Raw genomic sequence first — 18,368 nt, forward strand, 5'->3', positions numbered from 1 at the left:
GGTGCCGTTTCCCATGTCCCTGACCCATCTCAATGCGCGCGGTGAGGCCCATATGGTCGATGTCGCCGACAAGCCGGAGAGCCGTCGAGAGGCCGCCGCTTCCGGTCGCATCCATATGCGTCCCGAGACCCTGGCGCTGCTCGCCGAGGGCGGCCTGCCCAAGGGCGACGTGCTGGCCACGGCACGCATCGCCGGCATCCAGGCGGCCAAGCGCACCCACGAACTGATCCCGCTCTGTCATGCCCTGGCGCTGTCGAAGGTGGCGGTCGACTTCCGCCTCGACGAGGCCGAGAGCTGCGTCGAGGTCACCGCCACCTGCCGCCTCAATGGTCGCACCGGCGTCGAGATGGAGGCGCTCACCGCGGTCTCGGTGGCCTGCCTGACCCTCTACGACATGTGCAAGGCGGTGGACAAGTCCATGGAGATCGGCGCCATCCAGCTCGAGTCCAAGAGCGGCGGCCGCTCCGGCGACTACCGTCGTGATACCCTCGAGTCGCGACCCGCGCCCATCGTCACCGGCGAGGGACAGGCCGGCGAGGTCAGTCTCGGCAGCCGCTGCGACATCGCCTCTCCCTGTATCCGTGTCAAGTGCCTGGCCGAGCTGCGCGAGCGCCTCGGCGTGGGCGAGATCGCGGTGCCCCTGGACAGCCTGGAACGCTCCGATGTGGCCGGCCTAAAGGCGGCCCTCAAGGTGCTCGACCCGCGCTTCTCGCGACTCGATGAGGGGCGCGTGCTGTGCGCGGTCAACCAGGTGATGGCCAGCGATGCCACGCCGGTGACCAACGAGGATGAGGTCGCCTTCTTCCCGCCGGTGACCGGAGGCTGAGCGATGATTCGAGTGCAGGAGGCCCCCTTCGATGCCGGCACCGAGCAGCAGGCGCTGCTGGCCGGGCGCACCGATATCGGGGCGGTGGTCAGCTTCACCGGTCTGGTGCGTGACTTCAACGAGCGCCCCGAGGTGACGGCGCTGACCCTGGAACACTATCCCGGGATGACCGAATCCGCGCTCGAGGCCATCGTCGAGGAGGCAAAGGGGCGCTGGCCACTGGATGCGGTCCGCGTGATCCATCGGGTTGGACGACTGACCCCGGGTGACCCTATCGTGTTGGTAGTGGTCGCCAGTGCCCATCGACGTGCTGCCTTCGAGGCCTGCGACTTCATCATGGACTACCTCAAGACGCGCGCGCCATTCTGGAAGAAGGAGCATGCCAGCGACGGCGATTACTGGGTATCGGAACGACACTCCGATCATGCGGATGCCCGCCGCTGGGAAGCTTGAAACGGGAGACACCCCCAATGACGACTCTGCCTCGCGAACTGATCGACGATTTCGGACGACGCGTCAACTATGTGCGCATCTCGGTGACCGACCGCTGCGATTTTCGCTGTGTCTACTGCATGAGCGAGGAGATGACCTTCCTGCCGCGGGCCCAGGTCCTCACCCTGGAGGAGCTGGCGATGGTGGCTCGTGCCTTCGTCGAGCTGGGCGTGGAGAAGGTGCGCCTGACCGGCGGCGAGCCACTGGTCAGGCGCGACATCGATTCCCTGGTCGAGCAGATCGGCGGTCTGCCCGGACTCAGGGATTTCGCCATGACCACCAATGGCGCCAGCCTGCCCAGGTATGCGTCTCGGCTCCGTGATGCAGGACTCAAGCGCCTCAATATCAGCCTCGATTCACTCGACCCGCAGCGCTTCCGTCAATTGACCCGCACCGGGGATCTCGACCGGGTCATCGACGGCATTCGGGCCGCCCGGGAGGCGGGCTTCGAGCGCATCAAGCTCAACGCGGTGATCCTCAAGGGGCGCAACGATGACGAGGTGCTCGACCTGGTCGAATTTGCCCGCAACGAGGGGCTCGATATCAGTTTTATCGAGGAGATGCCGCTGGGGGATGTCTCCGATCACAGCCGAGCCGAGACCTTCTGCTCCAGTGATGAGGTACAGGAGATCATCGCGAGCCGTTATCCGTTGACCCCCACGACGGAGTCGACCCTGGGGCCTTCACGCTATTTCCGCATGGCCGACAGTGATTCCCGTATCGGCTTCATCTCGCCGCATAGCCACAACTTCTGCGCTACCTGCAACCGGGTTCGCGTGACCGTCGAGGGGCGACTGCTGCTGTGTCTCGGCAATGAACACTCCGTGGACCTGCGCCGCGTGCTGCGCGCTCATCCGGGCGATATGGATGCCCTCAAGCATGCCATCGTCGCCGCCATGCCGCTCAAGCCCGAGCGTCATCACTTCACCACCGACGGGGATGTGCAGGTGGTTCGCTTCATGAACATGACCGGTGGCTGAGGCGCCACGGCGAGGCTGACTCGCTTCTTGCCTACCATCAGCGGCGCCCTCGGGCGCCGCTTTTGCATCCTGTTAAACGCCCTTGTGTGGCGACTTTTTCGGCTGCTTTACGGCAGAATTTCCGTCGACTTTTCTTGCCAAGCTGTGGTCACTGCATATACTTTTCACGATGTAACCGTACCGCACCCGTCTCGCAAATCCAGCTCAGGAGGGACTGATGTCCAGCGAAACCCTGGAGCGCATCGCTCGCAACAAGAACGTGGCACGCGCCGCGGCCCGTCAGCTCAGCATGGAGCAGCTGCACAAGCTTGCCGAGGTGATCGAGGAGGTCATCGAACAGAAGAAGGACGAGGAGCAGCAGCGCCAGGAGGAGGAGGCCGAGAAGGAGCGCAAGCGCTCCGAGATCCTTGAGGCGATCAACGAGGCTGGACTTTCGGTGGATGACCTGGTAGTGGAGCCCCCGCGTCGCAAGCGCGGACGTCCGCCCAAGAACGCCAGCAAGGGGTAAGGCCTCGGGCAGTGCCAGCAGTAAGAAAAAGCCGCTCTCGATGAGCGGCTTTTTCATTGTCGGGGGCATTGCCAGGCGCAGGTATTTCGACGTGAAGCCCTATCCCGAGTGGCTGGTGGCCGGGGCCTCCATGGCGAGAATCTGCAGGTGAATCTCGGGAAGGCGACGCAGGTGGTCGGCGAACCAGGCAATCAGTCGTGGTTGCAGGGCCAGCCGCAGATCGGCCAGGGTCTCGGCACGCAGCGATTCCAGGATATCGTCGAGCCAGTCGCAGAAGTCGGTCTCGTCGAAGGCTTGCACTTCACCGGCGTCGAGCATCAGTCGACCGATGCGAGTCCAGCCTCCCTCCTCGGTGGCGGCCACCGACAGTGCCAGGTAGAGGCTGCCATGGCGGCTGCCTTCGCCGTGGTGGCCGCCCAGTCCGGGAAGCGGCGCCACGGCGTTCTGGCTGACGATGCAGGGGGGCTGGGGATGGCGGCCTTCCAGGGTCAGGCCGTCGGCATCGAAGCGGATCATGTCGCCGTTCAGGGGAGAGAGCGGTGCCTGGATGCCGAGTTCCTCGGCGATCTCGCGGTGGGCCTGCTGGTGGCGCGGCTCGCCGTGCACCGGCAGCAGGTAGCGGGGCCGCACCCAGCCGTAGAGGGTACGCAGCTCTTCCTGGGCCGGGTGGCCGGAGGCATGCAGTTCGGGGTGGTTGAACTCGTCGAGGATCTCTATGCCCAGGTGGCGTAGTCCCCGCTTCAGCCGCTCGATCAGCAGCTCGTTGCCGGGGATCGCCTTGGCCGAGAAGATCACGCTGTCGCCGGGGCCCAGCTCCAGCGAGCGATGGCGCCCCCGGGCCAGTCGCTGCAGCGCGGCGCGCGGCTCCCCCTGGCTGCCGGTGGCGATCACCAGCACTTCCTCGGGGGGCAGGTAGCCGAGATCGCTGCTGGGCACCAGGGGGGGGAAGTCGTCCAGGTAGCCGAGACCGCGGGCCACCGCCACCATGCGCTCCATGGAGCGACCCATCAGGCTGACCCGGCGTCCGCAGCGTTCGGCGGCGCGACCGATGGCCAGCACCCGGGCCAGGTTGCTGGCGAAGCAGGAGACCACCACGCGGCCCTCGCAGCGGGCGATGGCCTGCTCCAGGGCCTTGGCCACCTCGCCCTCGCTGCGTGAGTCGCCGGGCATCGGGGCATTGGTGGAGTCGCCTACCACCAGATCCACCGGGGCGATGGCACGGAAGGTGGCCGGGGAGATCGGGGCGCCGAGCAGCGGTTCGGGGTCGAGCTTCCAGTCGCCGGTATGCAGCACGCGGTGCTCGCCGGCGGTGATCAGCAGCGAGCAGCTTTCGGGAATGGAGTGGGTCACCGGCAGGAAACGCAGGGTGAAGGGCCCCGTCTCCATCGCCTCGCCGGGTTCGATCACCTGGATGGCGTCGGGGGAGAGTCCGCGTTCAGCGAACTTGGCGCGCAGCAGGCCGGCGGCCAGCGGTGTGGCATGGATGGGGCAGCCCCATTTCGGCCACAGCCAGGCGGCGGCGCCGATATGATCCTCGTGACCATGGGTGATGACCAGCGCCCGCGGCACGATCCCCAGAGCCTCCGGGGTGGCCAGGTTGGGCACCTGCAGCGGCGAGTCCGGCAGGTCCTGGCGAATCATCATGCCGCAGTCCACCGCGATCCAGGCGTCCTCCTGGCCCTCATCACCATAGCCATACAGGCTGAGGTTCATGCCGATCTCGCCGCAGCCGCCCAGCGGCAGGAAGCGCAGGGGAGGGCGGCGGCGTGGGCGGATCTGGACTCGAGGCTTGGGCATCGCGGAGGGAATTTCCTGAGACATGGCGGTTTCACTATACGGGAAGCCCGCCGGGGCCCACAACGCGCGGCGCAGGGCTATTGCAGAAGGAAGCACCGCTCAAGGCTTTCCCGCGACAGGCCTTCGAGCGGGGCCGGCCTTCCGGGGGCGCTGTGAACCCCTCCCTGGGCGCTACCGATGCCATCCCTGGCGTAGGACCCCCTCTACGACCTGTCCCCGGCGCCTTTCGCTATGGCCGCATGGCTAACTGCGATTGTCCTGACGCGCGGCGTCCGGTGGATGCCGGAACTCGCTGTTTTCGCTACACTGTTGCGCCCGTCTCGCCGCAGCCTGGAGCTCGACATGTCACATTATTACCGCCTGGTGGTCTCCTGTCCCGATCGCGTGGGGATCGTCTCCCGCGTCTCCGGCTTCATCGCCGGCCACGGCGGCTCGATCACCGAGGCGAGCCAGCACTCCGATCTCGAGACGGGGCGCTTCTTCATGCGCTACGAGATCCTGGCCGACTCCATCGGCATGCCGCCGGAGGCGCTGCGCGAGGCCTTCACGCCCATCGCCACTGAGTTCGAGATGACCTGGGCGCTGACCGATACCCGGCAGCGTCCGCGGGTGGTGCTGATGGTCTCGAAGGAGTCCCACTGCCTGGTGGACCTGCTCTACCGCTGGACCGCCGGGGAGCTCGACTGCGAGATCGCCGCGGTGATCTCCAACCACGAGGCCATGCGTGGCCTCGTGGAGTGGCACGGCATCGCCTATCACCATGTGCCGGTGCCGGCCGACGACAAGCAGGCGGCCTTCGATGAGGTGGAACGCCTGGTCGAGGAAGCCCGTGCGGACTGCATCGTGCTGGCACGTTACATGCAGATCCTGCCGCCGGCCCTGTGCGAGCGTTATGCCGGCCGGGTGATCAATATCCACCACAGCTTCCTGCCCAGCTTCGCCGGTGCCAAGCCTTACCACCAGGCCTACGAGCGCGGGGTCAAGCTGATTGGTGCCACCTGTCACTATGTCACCGCCGAACTCGACGCCGGACCGATCATCGAACAGGACATCCATCGCGTCAGCCATTGCCATACCCCCAATGACCTGGTGCGCTTCGGCCGTGATGTCGAGAAGTCGGTGCTGGCCCGGGGGCTGCGCTGGCACCTCGAGGATCGCGTGCTGATCCATGGCAACAAGACCGTGGTCTTTGCCTGACGGCGGGAGGCGTCCATGTCCTTTTCCGATGCGGTGCTGGCCCCTTGGTTGCTGGTCATCGCCTCGCTGATCGCTTTCGCTGTGCTGGCCCTTGCCCTGCTGCAGCGCCCCTGGCGCGCGCTACTCGCCGACAGCGGCCTCCAACATCGCTGGCTGGCCGCCAGCGTAGCGGTGCTGCTGATGTGGCAGTTGCGCGCCCAGGCGGTGGACTGGCTGACCCTGCATCTGATGTTCACCGCGCTGCTGGTGCTGGTGTTCAAGGCGCCCCTGGCGCTGCTCTCCCTGCTGCTGATCAATCTGGCGATGGTGGTGACGGGCCGGGTCGCCTGGCCGCTGCTGGGGGTCAACCTGCTGGTCACCGGGGTCATGCCGGCGCTGACCATGGTGATTATCTGGCGACTGGTGGATCGCTTCCTGCCCGACAACCTGATGGTGTTCCTGTTCGTCTGCGGCTTCTTCGGTGCCGCACTCTCCTCGCTGGCTGCCGGCCTTGCCGCGGTGGGGTTGATGCTGCTCGGCGCCAGCGATGCCCACGCCCTCTACCAGGCGCTGGAGTATGCCCGTTTCCTGCCACTGCTGATGCCCTCCGAGGCGTTCATCACCGGCATGTTGATGAGCATCCTGCTGGTCTATCACCCGCACTGGGTGGCGACCTTCAACGACCACCGCTACATCGATACCAAGTAGGCCGCCCATGACTGCTTCCCCTGGCGCTGCACCGCCGCGCCCTGCCCGCCGCGAACTGCTGGAAGGCCCCATCGCTGCCACCCTGCTGCGCAAGACCCTGCCGGTGATCGGCGGCATGATCGCCATGCTGAGCTTCAACCTGGTGGACACCTGGTTCATCTCGCGGCTGGGCACCGAGGAGCTGGCGGCGGTCTCCTTCACCTTCCCGGTGGTATTCACCGTCATCAGCCTGGCCATCGGCCTGGGGATAGGCACCTCGGCGGTGGTGGGGCGGCGTCTGGGGCGCGGGGAGTTCACGGCGGTGCGCCGTCGCTCCACCGATGCAGCCCTGCTGGGTCTGGTGGTCGGTGTGCTGATGACACTGCTGGGCCTCGCCACCCTCGAACCGCTGTTCCGGCTGCTGGGTGCCGATGACACCCTGCTGCCGCATATTCGCGACTATATGGGCGTCTGGTACTTCGGCGCCGCGGCGATGATCGTGCCCCGGGTGCTCAACAGCATCCTGCGTGCCCACGGCAATACCGTTACCCAGGGATTGATGATGGGGCTGGCCGCCCTGATCAACGTGGTGCTGGACTGGTGGCTGATCTTCGGCGTGGGGCCGATTCCCGCCATGGGTGTCTTTGGTGCGGCACTGGCCACGGTGCTGAGCTGGGGCCTGATGGCGGTGACCCTGGTCTTCCAGCGCGAACTGCGCGGCCTGTTCGACCTGGCTGGGCTCACTCCAGCCGGGCTGCTCGACTCCTGGCGCGAGCTCGGCCGCATCGCCGGCCCCGCGGCCCTGACCAGCGTCTTCACGCCGCTGGCCATGGGCCTGCTGACGCGTATCGTCGCCGGCCACGGCCACCACGCCGTAGCCGGCTTCGGTGTCGGCACCCGTATCGAGGCGTTCGCCCAGATCGCCGTGCTGGGGCTCTCCATGACCCTCTCGCCGCTGGTCAGCCAGAATGCCGGTGCCGGCCAGTACGACCGGGTGCGTCGCGCCATCTTCGGCTGCTTCCTGTTCGTGCTGCTCTGGCAGCTGCTGGTGTGGGCCGTCCTGCAGGGGCTGGCACCCTGGCTGGTGGCAGGTTACGCCGAGCGCGAGGCGGTGGGGGAGGTGCTGCGCCACTTCCTGTGGCTGGTGCCCCTGGGCCTGGGTGCCCAGGGCGTGGTGATCCTGGCGGTATCGTCATGCAACGCCCTGCATCGACCGGCCCGGGCCATGCGCCTCTCGGTGGTGCGGCTGTTCGTGCTCAGCGTGCCCCTGGCCTGGCTGGGAGGGCGTCTGGCCGGCACCACCGGGATCTTCTCCGGCATGCTCGTCGCCAACCTGCTGATGGCACTGGTCGCCTGGTGGCAGATCCGGGTGGTGCTCACGCGCTACCGCTGAGGAGTTTTTTGTTACGAAGACTTGGCAGGGCGGTGGTCCTGGTCTACATTTGTAAAAAATGTAGATATTATTGAGCCGCCACCATCAGGAGCCCGCCATGAGCCAGATCACCCCCGTCACCTGGGACGACCCCTTCCGCCTCATCGACCAGCTCTCGGAAGAGGAGCGCATGGTCCACCAGACCGCCCGGGACTATTGCCAGGAGAAGCTCCTGCCGCGGGTACTCGAGGCCAACCGCCACGAGATCTTCCATCGCGAGATCATGAACGAGATGGGCGAGCTGGGCCTGCTCGGCGCTACCATCGACGGCTACGGCTGCGCCGGCCTCAACTACGTCAGCTACGGCCTGATCGCCCGCGAGGTGGAGTGCGTCGACTCCGGCTACCGCAGCGCCATGAGCGTGCAGTCGAGCCTGGTGATGTACCCCATCCACGCCTTCGGCAGCGAGGAGCAGCGCGAGAAGTACCTGCCCAAACTGGCCAGCGGCGAGTGGGTGGGCTGCTTCGGGCTCACCGAGCCCGACCACGGCTCCGACCCGGGCGGCATGGCCACTCGCGCCACCCGCACCGCGAGTGGCTGGCGCCTCAACGGCACCAAGACCTGGATCACCAACTCGCCCATCGCCGATGTCTTCGTGGTGTGGGCCAAGGATGACGAGGGGGTGATCAACGGCTTCATCCTCGAGAAGGGCATGCCGGGCCTCAGCGCACCCAAGATCGAGGGCAAGTTCAGCCTGCGCGCCTCCATCACCGGCCAGATCGCCATGCAGGACGTGGAGGTCTCCGACGAGCAGCGCCTGCCCCACGTCAAGGGACTCAAGGGACCCTTCTCCTGCCTCAACCGCGCCCGCTACGGCATCGCCTGGGGTGCCATGGGCGCCGCCGAGGCGTGCTGGCATGCCGGTCGCGACTACACCCTGGAGCGCAAGCAGTTCGGCCGTCCGCTGGCCGCCAACCAGCTGATCCAGAAGAAGCTCGCCGACATGCAGACCGAGATCACCCTGGGCCTGCAGGCGGCGCTGCGCGTCGGGCGCATGATCGACGACGGACAGCTGGTGCCGGAGGCGATCTCGCTGATCAAGCGCAACAATTGCGGCAAGGCGCTGGACATCGCCCGCGTCGCCCGGGACATGCACGGCGGCAACGGCATCAGCGACGAGTACCACGTGATCCGCCACGTGATGAACCTCGAGGCCGTCAACACCTACGAGGGCACCCACGACGTCCACGCCCTGATCCTCGGCCGTTCCCAGACCGGCCTCCAGGCCTTTACCGGCTGATGCACCGCAACGAAGCTGAGTGACGATAACGAGGGGCGCCGGGGGCAGGACGTAGAGGAGGTCCGAGGACCAGGGATGGCCGAGGTAGCGTACAGGGAAGTATTCAAAGCGCCTCCTCGACGGTCCGGCGATCCGGGTCCTGCCGCCGGATCAGCCCCGAGTGGTGCCACTTTCGGCACACGGTAGCAAGGAGCTCGAGATGAGTGGACCGCTGGATGGCATCACGGTGCTCGACATGTCGCGGGTGCTGGCCGGCCCCTGGGCGGGCCAGCTGCTCGCCGACCTGGGCGCCCGGGTGATCAAGATCGAGCACCCCAGCCGCGGCGACGACACCCGCGGTTGGGGACCGCCGTGGCTAGCCGAGGAGAGCGAGCGCGATAAGGTCGCCGCCTATTACCTCTGCGCCAACCGCGGCAAGCACTCCCTGGCCGTGGATATCGCCACCGAGGAGGGGCAGGCGCTGGTGCGCCGGTTGGCATCGGGTGCCGATATCCTGCTCGAGAACTTCAAGGTCGGTGGCCTGGCCAAGTACGGCCTCGACTACGCCAGCCTGCACGCCGATAACCCGAGGCTGATCGGCTGCTCCATCACGGGCTTCGGCCAGGATGGCCCCTATGCCCACCGCGCCGGCTACGACTTCATGATCCAGGCCATGGGCGGGCTGATGAGCCTGACCGGCGAAGCCGACGCCATGCCCATGAAGACTGGAGTGGCGATCACCGACGTGATGACCGGCCTCTACGCCACGGTGGGCGTGCTGGCGGCGCTGCAGGAGCGTGCTGGCACCGGCGTCGGCCGCCACGTGGACGTGGCGCTGCTCGACGTCCAGGTGGCCACCCTGGCCAACCAGGCCCTCAACGCCTTGGTCAGCGGCAAGGACCCCGAGCGCCACGGCAACGCCCACCCCAATATCGTGCCTTACCAGGCCTTCGCCTGTGCCGACGGCCACCTGGTGCTCACCGTGGGCAATGATGCCCAGTTCGCCCGCTTCGCCGCCCTGCTGGGCCATCCCGAGTGGGCGCGGGATCCCGCCTATGCCACCAACGCCGCCCGGGTCGGCAACCGCGAGGTCCTGGTGCCGATGATCCAGGCGATACTGGCTACCCGGCCCCGGGACGAGTGGCTGGGTGAGCTGGAGGCGCGCGGCATCCCCGCCGGGCCCATCAACAGCGTCAGCGAGGTGTTCGAGGATCCCCAGGTACAGCATCGCCAGATGCACCGCGTCCTGAGGCGTGGCGATCTCGAGGTACCCCAGGTGGCCAACCCGCTACGCTTCGACGGCGCCTCCGCCACCAGTGACGTGGCCCCGCCTCGCCTGGGCCAGGACAGCGATGCCCTGCTGGCCGAGATGGGGCTCGCGGCGGAGGATATCGCCCGGCTGAGGCGGGCAGGGGTGGTCAGGTAGGGATTACCTCGGCGAAAACCGCCTCATCAGCCCCATCTCGGCGATCATCCGGGTGGAGATCTCCTCCACCGAGAAGCGGGTGGTGTCGATGAAGGGGATATGCATCTGCCGGTAGAGCCCCTCGGCCTGCCCGACCTCCTGCACGCACTGGTCCATGGAGCTGTAGCGGCTGTTGGGACGGCGCTCGTGGCGAATGGCCGCCAGCCGCCTGGGATCGATGGTCAGGCCGAACAGCTTGTGGTGGTGAGGGGCCAGCGCCTTGGGCAGCTTGAGGGTGCCGTCCTCGTCGAGGTCATCCTCGGTGAGCGGGTAGTTGGCCGCGCGGATGCCGAACTGCAGTGCCAGGTAGAGCGAGGTGGGGGTCTTCCCGCAGCGCGAGACGCCGATCAGGATCACGTCGGCCTTGTCGTATTGATGAGTACGGGCGCCGTCATCGTTATCCAGGGCGAAGTGCACCGAGTGGATGCGATCCATGTAGACCTCATCCTTGCCGATGGAGTGGGTGCGGCCCACGGTGTAGCTGGAGTGGGTCTTGAGTTCCTGCTCCAGCGGCTCCAGGAAGGTCGAGAAAATATCGATATTGAAGCCTTCCGCATCGCTGATGATCTGGCGGATATTGCTGTCGACGATGGTGTCGATGATGATCGGCATCTCACCGTCGCGCACCGCCACGCCATTGATGACCTCGACCAGATTCTCGGCCTTTTCGACCGTGTCGATATAGGGCTTGGTGAGCATGCGGATCTCGACATTCTCGAACTGGGCCAGCAGGCTGCGGCCCAGGCTCTCGGCGGTGATGCCGGTGCCGTCGGAGATAAAGAAGGCGGTACGGGTCATGGCGGCGTCGCTTTGATGAAGAAAGGCCTCCATTGTCGGGCGCAGGCACCCAGCCGACAAGCCTCCCGGTAGTTTGCAGACTACACGAATTCCCGAAAATGCCTGTCTGTTGTAAAAATCCTCCAGTGACTTCGCTGTTAGACCAATGGCGAATATGGCTACCGCTTGGTAGAGTCGCCAGCATCCCGTCATGCCTGCCGGCATGACGAACTGTCGTCGTTAGCCAAGGGGGTCCCGTGGACGATTATATTCTGTGGTTCGATGAACTGGGCATGGACGATGTCGAGCGTGTGGGCGGCAAGAACGCTTCCCTCGGCGAGATGATCTCCAACCTGGCCGGCGCCGGAGTCACCGTGCCCGGCGGCTTCGCTACCACCGCCCACGCCTACCGCGAATTTCTCTCCCACGAGGGCCTCAACGAGCGCATCAACCAGGCACTGGCCACTCTGGACGTGGATGACGTCGCCGAGCTTGCCCGGGTCGGCGCCCAGATTCGCCAGTGGGTGATCGACACCCCCCTGCCGCCGACGTTCGAGCAGCACCTGCGCAGCGCCTACGACAGGCTGCTCGCCCAGCACCCCAACCTCAAGGCGGCGGTGCGCTCCTCGGCTACTGCCGAGGACCTGCCCGATGCCTCCTTCGCCGGTCAGCAGGAGACCTTCCTCAACATCGAGGGCTTCGACAATATCAAGCGCGCCGTGCATGAGGTGTTCGCCTCGCTGTTCAACGACCGCGCCATCTCCTATCGCGTCCACCGGGGCTACGCCCACGAGAACGTGGCGCTCTCTGCCGGCATCCAGAAGATGGTGCGCTCCGAGACCGGCGCCTCGGGCGTGATGTTCACCCTGGATACCGAGTCTGGCTACCGCGACGCGGTGTTCGTCACCGCCTCCTGGGGTCTCGGCGAGACGGTGGTGCAGGGTGCGGTGAACCCCGATGAGTTCTACGTGCACAAGTCGACCCTGGCCGCCGGCCGCCCGGCGGTGCTGCGTCGCAACCTGGGCTCCAAGCTGATCAAGATGGTCTACGGCCAGGAGGCCAGCGCCGGCAAGTCGGTGGAGACCGTGGATGTCCCGCTCAAGGATCGCGGCCGCTTCTGCATCAATGACGAACAAGTGATGGCCCTGGCTCGCCAGGCGGTGACCATCGAGCAGCACTATCAGCGCCCCATGGACATCGAGTGGGCCCTGGATGGCGACGACGACAAGCTGTACATCGTCCAGGCGCGTCCCGAGACGGTGGTCTCCCAGCAGGAGGGGGGCAAGCTCGAGCGCTTCCAGCTCAAGGAGAAGGGGCGCAACCTGGTCAGCGGCCGCGCCATCGGCCAGCGCATCGGCCGCGGAGCGGTCAAGGTGGTCTTCTCACCGGATGACATGGAGAAGGTCAATGCCGGCGATGTACTGGTCACCGACATGACCGACCCCGACTGGGAGCCGATCATGAAGCGCGCCTCGGCCATCGTCACCAACCGTGGCGGGCGCACCTGCCATGCGGCGATCATCGCCCGCGAGCTCGGCATTCCCGCCGTGGTGGGCTGCGGCGACGCCACCGAGGTGCTCGCCGATGGTCGCGATGTCACCGTCTCCTGCGCCGAGGGTGACACCGGTCACGTCTACGACGGGCTGCTGGAGTTCGACCGCACCGTGACCAGCGTCGATGCCATGCCCGATATTCCCTTCAAGATCATGATGAACGTCGGTAACCCCGACCGTGCCTTCGGCTTCGCCGGCCTGCCCAACGCCGGCGTCGGCCTGGCGCGTCTGGAATTCATCATCAACCGCATGATCGGCGTGCACCCCAAGGCGCTGCTCGAGTACGACACCCTGCCCGAGGACCTGCAGCAGACCATCGACCTGCGCATCGCCGGCTACGCCAGCCCCGTGGACTTCTACGTCGACAAGCTGGTGGAGGGCATCAGCACCCTGGCGGCGGCCTTCTATCCGGAGCGGGTGATCGTGCGCCTGTCGGACTTCAAGTCCAACGAGTACGAGAACCTGATCGGCGGCAAGCTCTACGAGCCGGGGGAGGAGAACCCCATGCTCGGCTTCCGCGGCGCCTCGCGCTACATCTCCGACGCCTTCCGCGCCTGCTTCGAGCTGGAGTGCCGTGCGCTCAAGCGGGTGCGCGAGGTGATGGGCCTGGACAACGTCGAGATCATGGTGCCCTTCGTGCGCACCACCGAGGAGGCCAGCGAGGTCATCGACCTGCTGGCGGCCAACGGCCTGAAGCGCGGCGGTTCTTCTGACCCTCAGGGCCTCAAGGTGATCATGATGTGCGAGCTGCCGGCCAACGCCCTGCTCGCCGAGGAGTTCCTGCAGTACTTTGACGGCTTCTCCATCGGCTCCAACGACCTCACCCAGCTCACCCTGGGGCTGGACCGCGACTCCGGCATCGTCGCCCACCTCTTCGACGAGCGGAATCCGGCGGTCAAGAAGTTGCTGGCCATGGCGATCCAGGCCTGCAAGGCCCAGGGCAAGTACATCGGCATCTGCGGTCAGGGCCCCTCGGATCACCCGGACCTCGCCAAGTGGCTGATGGAGCAGGGCATCGACTCCGTCTCCCTCAACCCCGACGCGGTGCTCGAGACCTGGTTCATGCTCGCCGGCGAAACTCTCGGCTAAGCACCGAGCTGATGATCGATAGGCCAATGGCGCCCGGTCGACATCCGTCGACCGGGCGTCTTTCGTCTATGCTGAGAGGCTCACTGCCTGGCCACTCGCCACGACAAGGAGCCTGTCCCATGATGTTGCCCCCCTCCACCCACCGTCGCCGCCTGCTGGCGCCGCTCGTCGCCGCCCTGATGCTTGGCCTGCCCCTGGCCGGCCAGGCTGACACCGCTTTCACCTACGATATCCCCGCCATCGCGCCCGAGGTGTCGTCGGAGAGCGAGGAGAAGCCCGGTTGGGCCACCGAGCGCTTCGCCGTGGCCGCCGCCAACCCGCTGGCCACCGATGCCGGCTATCAGGTGCTCAAGGCCGGGGGCAGCGCCATCGACGCCGCCATCGCCGTACAGATGGTGCTCAACCTGGTGGAGCCCCAGTCCAGCGGCATCGGCGGCGGCGCCTTCCTGGTCCATTTCGACGGCGAGGAGGTGGCCACCTTCGATGGCCGCGAGGCCGCCCCGGCCGCCGTCGACGGCGGGCTGTTCCTCGACGAGGAGGGCGAGCCCCTCGCCTTCCTCGACGCCGCCGCCAGCGGCCTCTCGGTGGGGGTGCCCGGCACCCTGCGGATGCTGGAGATGGCGCACAAGCAGCACGGCGTGCTGCCGTGGAGCGAGCTCTTCGCACCGGCCATCCGGCTCGCCGAGGACGGCTTCATGGTGAGCCCGCGCTTGGCCGAAAGTCTCGCCGGTGAGGAACGCCTGCGCGACGATCCCCAGGCCGGCCCCTTCTACTACCCCGACGGCGAGCCCCTCGAGGCCGGCGCGACCCTGCGCAACCCCGCCCTGGCCGAGATCCTGCGTCAGGTGGCTGAGGGGGGCAGCTCCGCGCTGCACACCGGCGCCGTCGCCCACGACCTGGTGCTGCGGGTTCAGGGCCACGCCGAGCGCCCCGGCACGCTCACCCGGGAGGACCTGGCTGGCTACGAGGCCAAGCAGCGCGCGCCGCTCTGCACCCCCTGGCAGGCCTATGTGCTGTGTGGCTTCCCGCCGCCCTCCTCGGGGCACCTAACCGTGATGCAGATCCTCGGCATCCTCGAGGCGCTGCCGGAGGTGGAGACACCAATGGTCGATGGGGTGCCGAGCGAGGCCTGGCTGCACACCTTCCTCGAGGCCGCCCGGCTGGCCTTCGCTGACCGCGGTCGCTTCATCGGTGACCCGGCCTTCGTCGACGCTCCCGGCGGCGACTGGTCGAGCATGCTGGCCCCCGACTACCTCGCCAAGCGCGCCGAGCTGGTCGATGAGCAGAGCCTGGGCAGCGGTGGCGCCAAGCCCGGCAACCCCGGCGAGCTCGCCACCGCCTGGGGCCAGCATCCCCTGCAGCCTGAGTATGGCACCAGCCATATCAGCATCGTCGACGAGCAGGGCAACGCCCTGGCCATGACCACCACCATCGAGCAGGCCTTCGGTTCGCGGATCATGGCCGATGGCGGCACCGGACTGCCTGGCGGCTACCTGCTCAACAACGAGCTCACCGACTTCTCCTTCACCCCGGAAGACGCCGAGGGGCGGCCTATCGCCAACCGAGTGGAGGCCGGCAAGCGGCCGCGCTCCAGCATGAGCCCGACCCTGGTCTTCGCCCGCGATGGCGAGCAGCGAGGTGACCTGGTGGCGAGCCTGGGCTCTCCCGGCGGTGCAGCGATCATCCACTACACGGCGAAGTCACTGGTGGCGATGCTCGACTGGGGGCTTGACGCCCAGGAGGCGCTCGACCTGCCCCACGCCATCACTCTGGGTGGGCCGGTCTATCTGGAGCAGGGCCGCTTCCCGGCGGCTACCCTCGAGGGGCTGGCCGAGCGCGGCCACGAGGTCAGCGAGCGCGAACTGGTCAGCGGGCTACAGGCCATCCAGGTGGTGGGTGAGGGCTTCTTCGGCGGCGCCGACCCGCGCCGGGAAGGGGTGGTCATGGGAGATTAATGGCGCAGCCAGTTACGCAGCTTGATCAGCAGCAGGGCGCCGTCGCCGAGCTCGCGACGCTCGGCGACCAGCGCCGCGAGCAGGGCAGGGCGGTCGGTGATGATGGCGTCGACACCCAGGTCGATCAGCTGTGACATCCGTGTCCGGTCGTTGATGGTCCAGGCGTGGAGTTCGTAACCGTAGCGTCCTGCCAGGCTGACTTCGCGCTCACTGATGCGGTTATGGCGCAGACCTAGCGCGTCCAGACTCCGGCGCTCCAGGGTGCCGGGCAGGATCAGTTGGGCCAGCAGGGTCACGCGCAATTCGGCGTGGCGTGAGCGGATCGTCCGGGCCAGCGTCGGCGAGGTGGTGGCCAGGCGAGTCTCGGCGAAGAGGTCGGGGTCGCCGCAGGCATGCACCTGCCTGTCCACTACTGCCTCGGCCAGGCAGCGGCGGCGCTCCGCCTGTTCTGCCTGCAGGGTCGCGACGACCGCCTCCACCAGCGCCACCTCACGGCCGGGATCGGTCTTCAGGTCGATCATCAAGCCGCTGCGGCCTCGCACGGCTGCCAGCGCCTCATCCAGTCCCGGAATCCGCTCGCCCACATAGGCGTCGCCGAACCAGCTCCCCACATCGAAGCCAACCAGCGCCTCGCGCTCGAGCTCGCCCAGCCGGCGTGGATCGCCGGTCAGGCGCTGCAGGGTGCTGTCGTGGTAGAGCACCACCTGCTCGTCGGCGGTGAGGCGGACATCCAGCTCGACCATGTCCGCTCCGTCATCCAGGGCACGATGAATCGCCGGCAGGGTGTTCTCGGGGGCATCCAGGGAACTGCCGCGATGCGCGATCACTGCGACCTCGTCGTGCAGCGTGAAGCTGTTGACGATCAGCCATGCCTGCCACAGGGCGAAGCACACCACGCCGAGCTCCACCGCCCAGGCCAGGCGCCCGGGATGGGCATCGGCAGGAGGCGGGGCAGGGCGTGGCTCGCGGTGGGCCAGGCGCAGGTAGAGACAGGTCGAGAGCAGTGCGTTGGCGGCGATCCCGGCGAAGGTGATGGCCAGGGTCACCAGCACGTAGGCGGTCAGGTAGGCGAGGGTCGCCGGCACCAGGACGGCGTTGCGCTCGGGTAGCCACCACAGCAGCGGCGTGAACAGGCGATCGAAGATCAGGGTGGCCAGGATCGGCAGGATCACGATCGTCGCCAGCAGGGCGAGGGTGACCACGGCGATGGGACGACGGTGACCGCGGGTGAGCTCGACGCTACGGGCCAGTGCCCGGCGCGGCGAGAGTGTCTCCAGTGCCACCAGCGGCAGGGCCAGGATCCAGCGCACATAGAGGGAGGCGGCGAGCCACGCCCAGGCGGCCACCAGCGGCACGGCCAGGGCGAGGAACTGCCACAGCGCCGGCGGCCTGACGCGCTGAACATAGTAGGGGTCGAGGCCGCCGAGAAGGGCGCCATGCAGCCAGACCAGAACGAAGGCCACCGGCAGCACCAGCAGCAGGTGGGTACCCACCTGAACCACCACCAGCCCGGCCAGTGCCGGCAGGCGGTGCAGGGTCCACCACAGTGCCTCGAAGGCCAGGCGCAAGTGATGGTCGCGGGGGCGTGCTGCCACCAGGATCATTCCCGCCTGCTGCAGGTAGAGCACCAGGAAGGTTAGGCCGACGGCGGCCAGCAGCCAGAGCGTGCCGGCGGGGCTGACCAGCAGGTCGATGAGCTCGGCATTGCTGATCACGGTGCGGCCGAAGCGACCCACGAGATGGGCCAGGCTCCAGGCCACTGCCGGCAGCAGCAAACTGGAGGCCAGCACGGTGAAGAACAGGTGGTAGGCCACCAGCGGGCGCAGGTGCTCGCGCAGGCTGTGCAGGACATCGCGGCTCAGGTTCGCGAGAGCCAGCATGTCAGGCTCCAGGTATCGGCAGGGGCGTGCGGCTCACTCGAGCGGCAGGCGCTCGTCGGCAACCAGGATGCCGTTGTTGTCGGCGTAGAGCCACTCTCCGGGGGAAAGGGTGACGCCGGCGAAGGTCACCGGGATATCGCGCTGGCCTTCGCCGCGCTTCTCGCTCTTGCGGGGGTGGGCACCGAGTGCCTGGATGCCGAGGTCGGTCTCCGCCAGCACGTCGACATCGCGCACGCAACCGTACATGATCACGCCGCTCCAGCCGTTGCCGGCCGCCTGCTCTGCCAGCATGTCACCAAGCATGGCACAGCGCTGTGAACCGCCGGCATCCACCACCAGCACGGCGCCCTCGCCGGGCTCGGCCACGGCCTGCTTGACCAGGGAGTTGTCCTCGAAGCACTTGACGGTGCGGATCGGGCCGCAGAATGCCTCGCGGCCGCCGAAGTTGATGAACAGCGGGTCGAGTGCGCGTACTTCCGGGTGGGCGTCGCAGATGTCCGGGGTGATGATCTGGGGCACGGCAGAGCTCCTT

At 67.2% G+C, this 18,368-nt stretch carries 15 protein-coding genes; 11 read left to right on the forward strand and 4 right to left on the reverse strand.

The window, feature by feature from the left end; translation table 11 throughout:
* The first annotated feature begins 13 nt into the window (after positions 1-13).
* The 4 genes from moaC to GRB96_RS14715 all read left to right on the forward strand — a co-directional run bounded on the left by moaC (position 14) and on the right by GRB96_RS14715 (position 2,806).
* Positions 14-826 carry a cyclic pyranopterin monophosphate synthase MoaC gene (gene moaC / locus GRB96_RS14700; protein ID WP_161432819.1) on the forward strand — a complete coding sequence of 271 codons (813 nt, stop codon included), beginning with the start codon at positions 14-16 and terminating at the stop codon, positions 824-826.
* A gap of 3 nt (positions 827-829) precedes the next feature.
* Complete coding sequence (gene moaE / locus GRB96_RS14705) at positions 830-1,279, forward strand: molybdopterin synthase catalytic subunit MoaE (protein ID WP_161432820.1); 450 nt, start codon at positions 830-832, stop codon at positions 1,277-1,279.
* A 26-nt stretch (positions 1,280-1,305) separates the two neighbouring features.
* Complete coding sequence (gene moaA / locus GRB96_RS14710; protein ID WP_161433157.1) at positions 1,306-2,298, forward strand: GTP 3',8-cyclase MoaA; 993 nt, start codon at positions 1,306-1,308, stop codon at positions 2,296-2,298.
* A 217-nt stretch (positions 2,299-2,515) separates the two neighbouring features.
* Positions 2,516-2,806: an H-NS family histone-like protein gene (locus GRB96_RS14715; protein WP_161432821.1), complete on the forward strand. Its 291-nt coding sequence runs from the start codon at positions 2,516-2,518 to the stop codon at positions 2,804-2,806.
* A gap of 99 nt (positions 2,807-2,905) precedes the next feature.
* Here the strand turns inward: GRB96_RS14715 and GRB96_RS14720 are convergent, their stop codons facing one another.
* Positions 2,906-4,519 carry a ribonuclease J gene (locus GRB96_RS14720; protein ID WP_161433158.1) on the reverse strand — a complete coding sequence of 538 codons (1,614 nt, stop codon included), beginning with the start codon at positions 4,517-4,519 and terminating at the stop codon, positions 2,906-2,908.
* A gap of 426 nt (positions 4,520-4,945) precedes the next feature.
* Between GRB96_RS14720 and purU the strand changes: the two genes are divergently transcribed.
* The 5 genes from purU (at position 4,946) to GRB96_RS14745 (ending at position 10,543) form a co-directional block, all read left to right on the forward strand.
* Positions 4,946-5,800 carry a formyltetrahydrofolate deformylase gene (gene purU, locus GRB96_RS14725; RefSeq protein ID WP_161432822.1) on the forward strand — a complete coding sequence of 285 codons (855 nt, stop codon included), beginning with the start codon at positions 4,946-4,948 and terminating at the stop codon, positions 5,798-5,800.
* Positions 5,801-5,815: 15 nt separating this feature from the next.
* On the forward strand, positions 5,816-6,487 hold the full coding sequence (locus GRB96_RS14730) for an energy-coupling factor ABC transporter permease (protein WP_161432823.1): 672 nt from the start codon (positions 5,816-5,818) through the stop codon (positions 6,485-6,487).
* A 7-nt stretch (positions 6,488-6,494) separates the two neighbouring features.
* A complete protein-coding gene (locus tag GRB96_RS14735) occupies positions 6,495-7,859 on the forward strand; it encodes an MATE family efflux transporter (protein WP_161432824.1) in 1,365 nt (454 codons plus the stop codon).
* 97 nt (positions 7,860-7,956) lie between these two features.
* On the forward strand, positions 7,957-9,138 hold the full coding sequence (locus GRB96_RS14740; RefSeq protein ID WP_161432825.1) for an acyl-CoA dehydrogenase: 1,182 nt from the start codon (positions 7,957-7,959) through the stop codon (positions 9,136-9,138).
* Between the two features lie 199 nt (positions 9,139-9,337).
* Complete coding sequence (locus GRB96_RS14745) at positions 9,338-10,543, forward strand: CaiB/BaiF CoA transferase family protein (protein ID WP_161432826.1); 1,206 nt, start codon at positions 9,338-9,340, stop codon at positions 10,541-10,543.
* A gap of 3 nt (positions 10,544-10,546) precedes the next feature.
* Here the strand turns inward: GRB96_RS14745 and ppsR are convergent, their stop codons facing one another.
* Positions 10,547-11,380 (reverse strand): posphoenolpyruvate synthetase regulatory kinase/phosphorylase PpsR, encoded by an 834-nt coding sequence (gene ppsR / locus GRB96_RS14750; RefSeq protein WP_161432827.1) that lies wholly within the window; start codon positions 11,378-11,380, stop codon positions 10,547-10,549.
* 236 nt (positions 11,381-11,616) lie between these two features.
* Here ppsR and ppsA point away from each other — a divergent pair, with 236 nt between their 5' ends.
* Together ppsA and GRB96_RS14760 are read left to right on the forward strand one after the other, a co-directional pair.
* Positions 11,617-14,001: a phosphoenolpyruvate synthase gene (ppsA, locus tag GRB96_RS14755; protein ID WP_161432828.1), complete on the forward strand. Its 2,385-nt coding sequence runs from the start codon at positions 11,617-11,619 to the stop codon at positions 13,999-14,001.
* A 119-nt stretch (positions 14,002-14,120) separates the two neighbouring features.
* Positions 14,121-15,956, forward strand: a complete 1,836-nt coding sequence (locus GRB96_RS14760; protein WP_240894182.1) for a gamma-glutamyltransferase family protein — start codon at positions 14,121-14,123, stop codon at positions 15,954-15,956.
* On the opposite strand, the gene GRB96_RS14765 is transcribed toward GRB96_RS14760, so the two are convergent.
* Positions 15,953-17,836: a glycerophosphodiester phosphodiesterase family protein gene (locus GRB96_RS14765; protein WP_161432829.1), complete on the reverse strand. Its 1,884-nt coding sequence runs from the start codon at positions 17,834-17,836 to the stop codon at positions 15,953-15,955. The genes GRB96_RS14760 and GRB96_RS14765 overlap by 4 nt on opposite strands.
* Before the next feature lie 33 nt (positions 17,837-17,869).
* Entirely contained in the window at positions 17,870-18,355 is a 486-nt protein-coding gene (gene rraA, locus GRB96_RS14770) for a ribonuclease E activity regulator RraA (protein WP_161432830.1), read from the reverse strand.
* Positions 18,356-18,368 lie beyond the last annotated feature (13 nt).

The sequence above is a fragment of the Halomonas alimentaria genome (assembly GCF_009902005.1).
Lineage (GTDB): Bacteria > Pseudomonadota > Gammaproteobacteria > Pseudomonadales > Halomonadaceae > Halomonas > Halomonas alimentaria.

Coding starts and splice junctions, on each gene's coding strand:
- moaC (WP_161432819.1), top strand. CDS start 14: ATGTCCCTGACCCATCTCAATGCGCGCGGTGAGGCCCATATGGTCGAT.
- moaE (WP_161432820.1), top strand. CDS start 830: ATGATTCGAGTGCAGGAGGCCCCCTTCGATGCCGGCACCGAGCAGCAG.
- GRB96_RS14715 (WP_161432821.1), top strand. CDS start 2,516: ATGTCCAGCGAAACCCTGGAGCGCATCGCTCGCAACAAGAACGTGGCA.
- GRB96_RS14720 (WP_161433158.1), bottom strand. CDS start 4,519: ATGAACCTCAGCCTGTATGGCTATGGTGATGAGGGCCAGGAGGACGCC.
- purU (WP_161432822.1), top strand. CDS start 4,946: ATGTCACATTATTACCGCCTGGTGGTCTCCTGTCCCGATCGCGTGGGG.
- GRB96_RS14730 (WP_161432823.1), top strand. CDS start 5,816: ATGTCCTTTTCCGATGCGGTGCTGGCCCCTTGGTTGCTGGTCATCGCC.
- GRB96_RS14735 (WP_161432824.1), top strand. CDS start 6,495: ATGACTGCTTCCCCTGGCGCTGCACCGCCGCGCCCTGCCCGCCGCGAA.
- GRB96_RS14740 (WP_161432825.1), top strand. CDS start 7,957: ATGAGCCAGATCACCCCCGTCACCTGGGACGACCCCTTCCGCCTCATC.
- GRB96_RS14745 (WP_161432826.1), top strand. CDS start 9,338: ATGAGTGGACCGCTGGATGGCATCACGGTGCTCGACATGTCGCGGGTG.
- ppsR (WP_161432827.1), bottom strand. CDS start 11,380: ATGACCCGTACCGCCTTCTTTATCTCCGACGGCACCGGCATCACCGCC.
- GRB96_RS14760 (WP_240894182.1), top strand. CDS start 14,121: ATGATGTTGCCCCCCTCCACCCACCGTCGCCGCCTGCTGGCGCCGCTC.
- GRB96_RS14765 (WP_161432829.1), bottom strand. CDS start 17,836: ATGCTGGCTCTCGCGAACCTGAGCCGCGATGTCCTGCACAGCCTGCGC.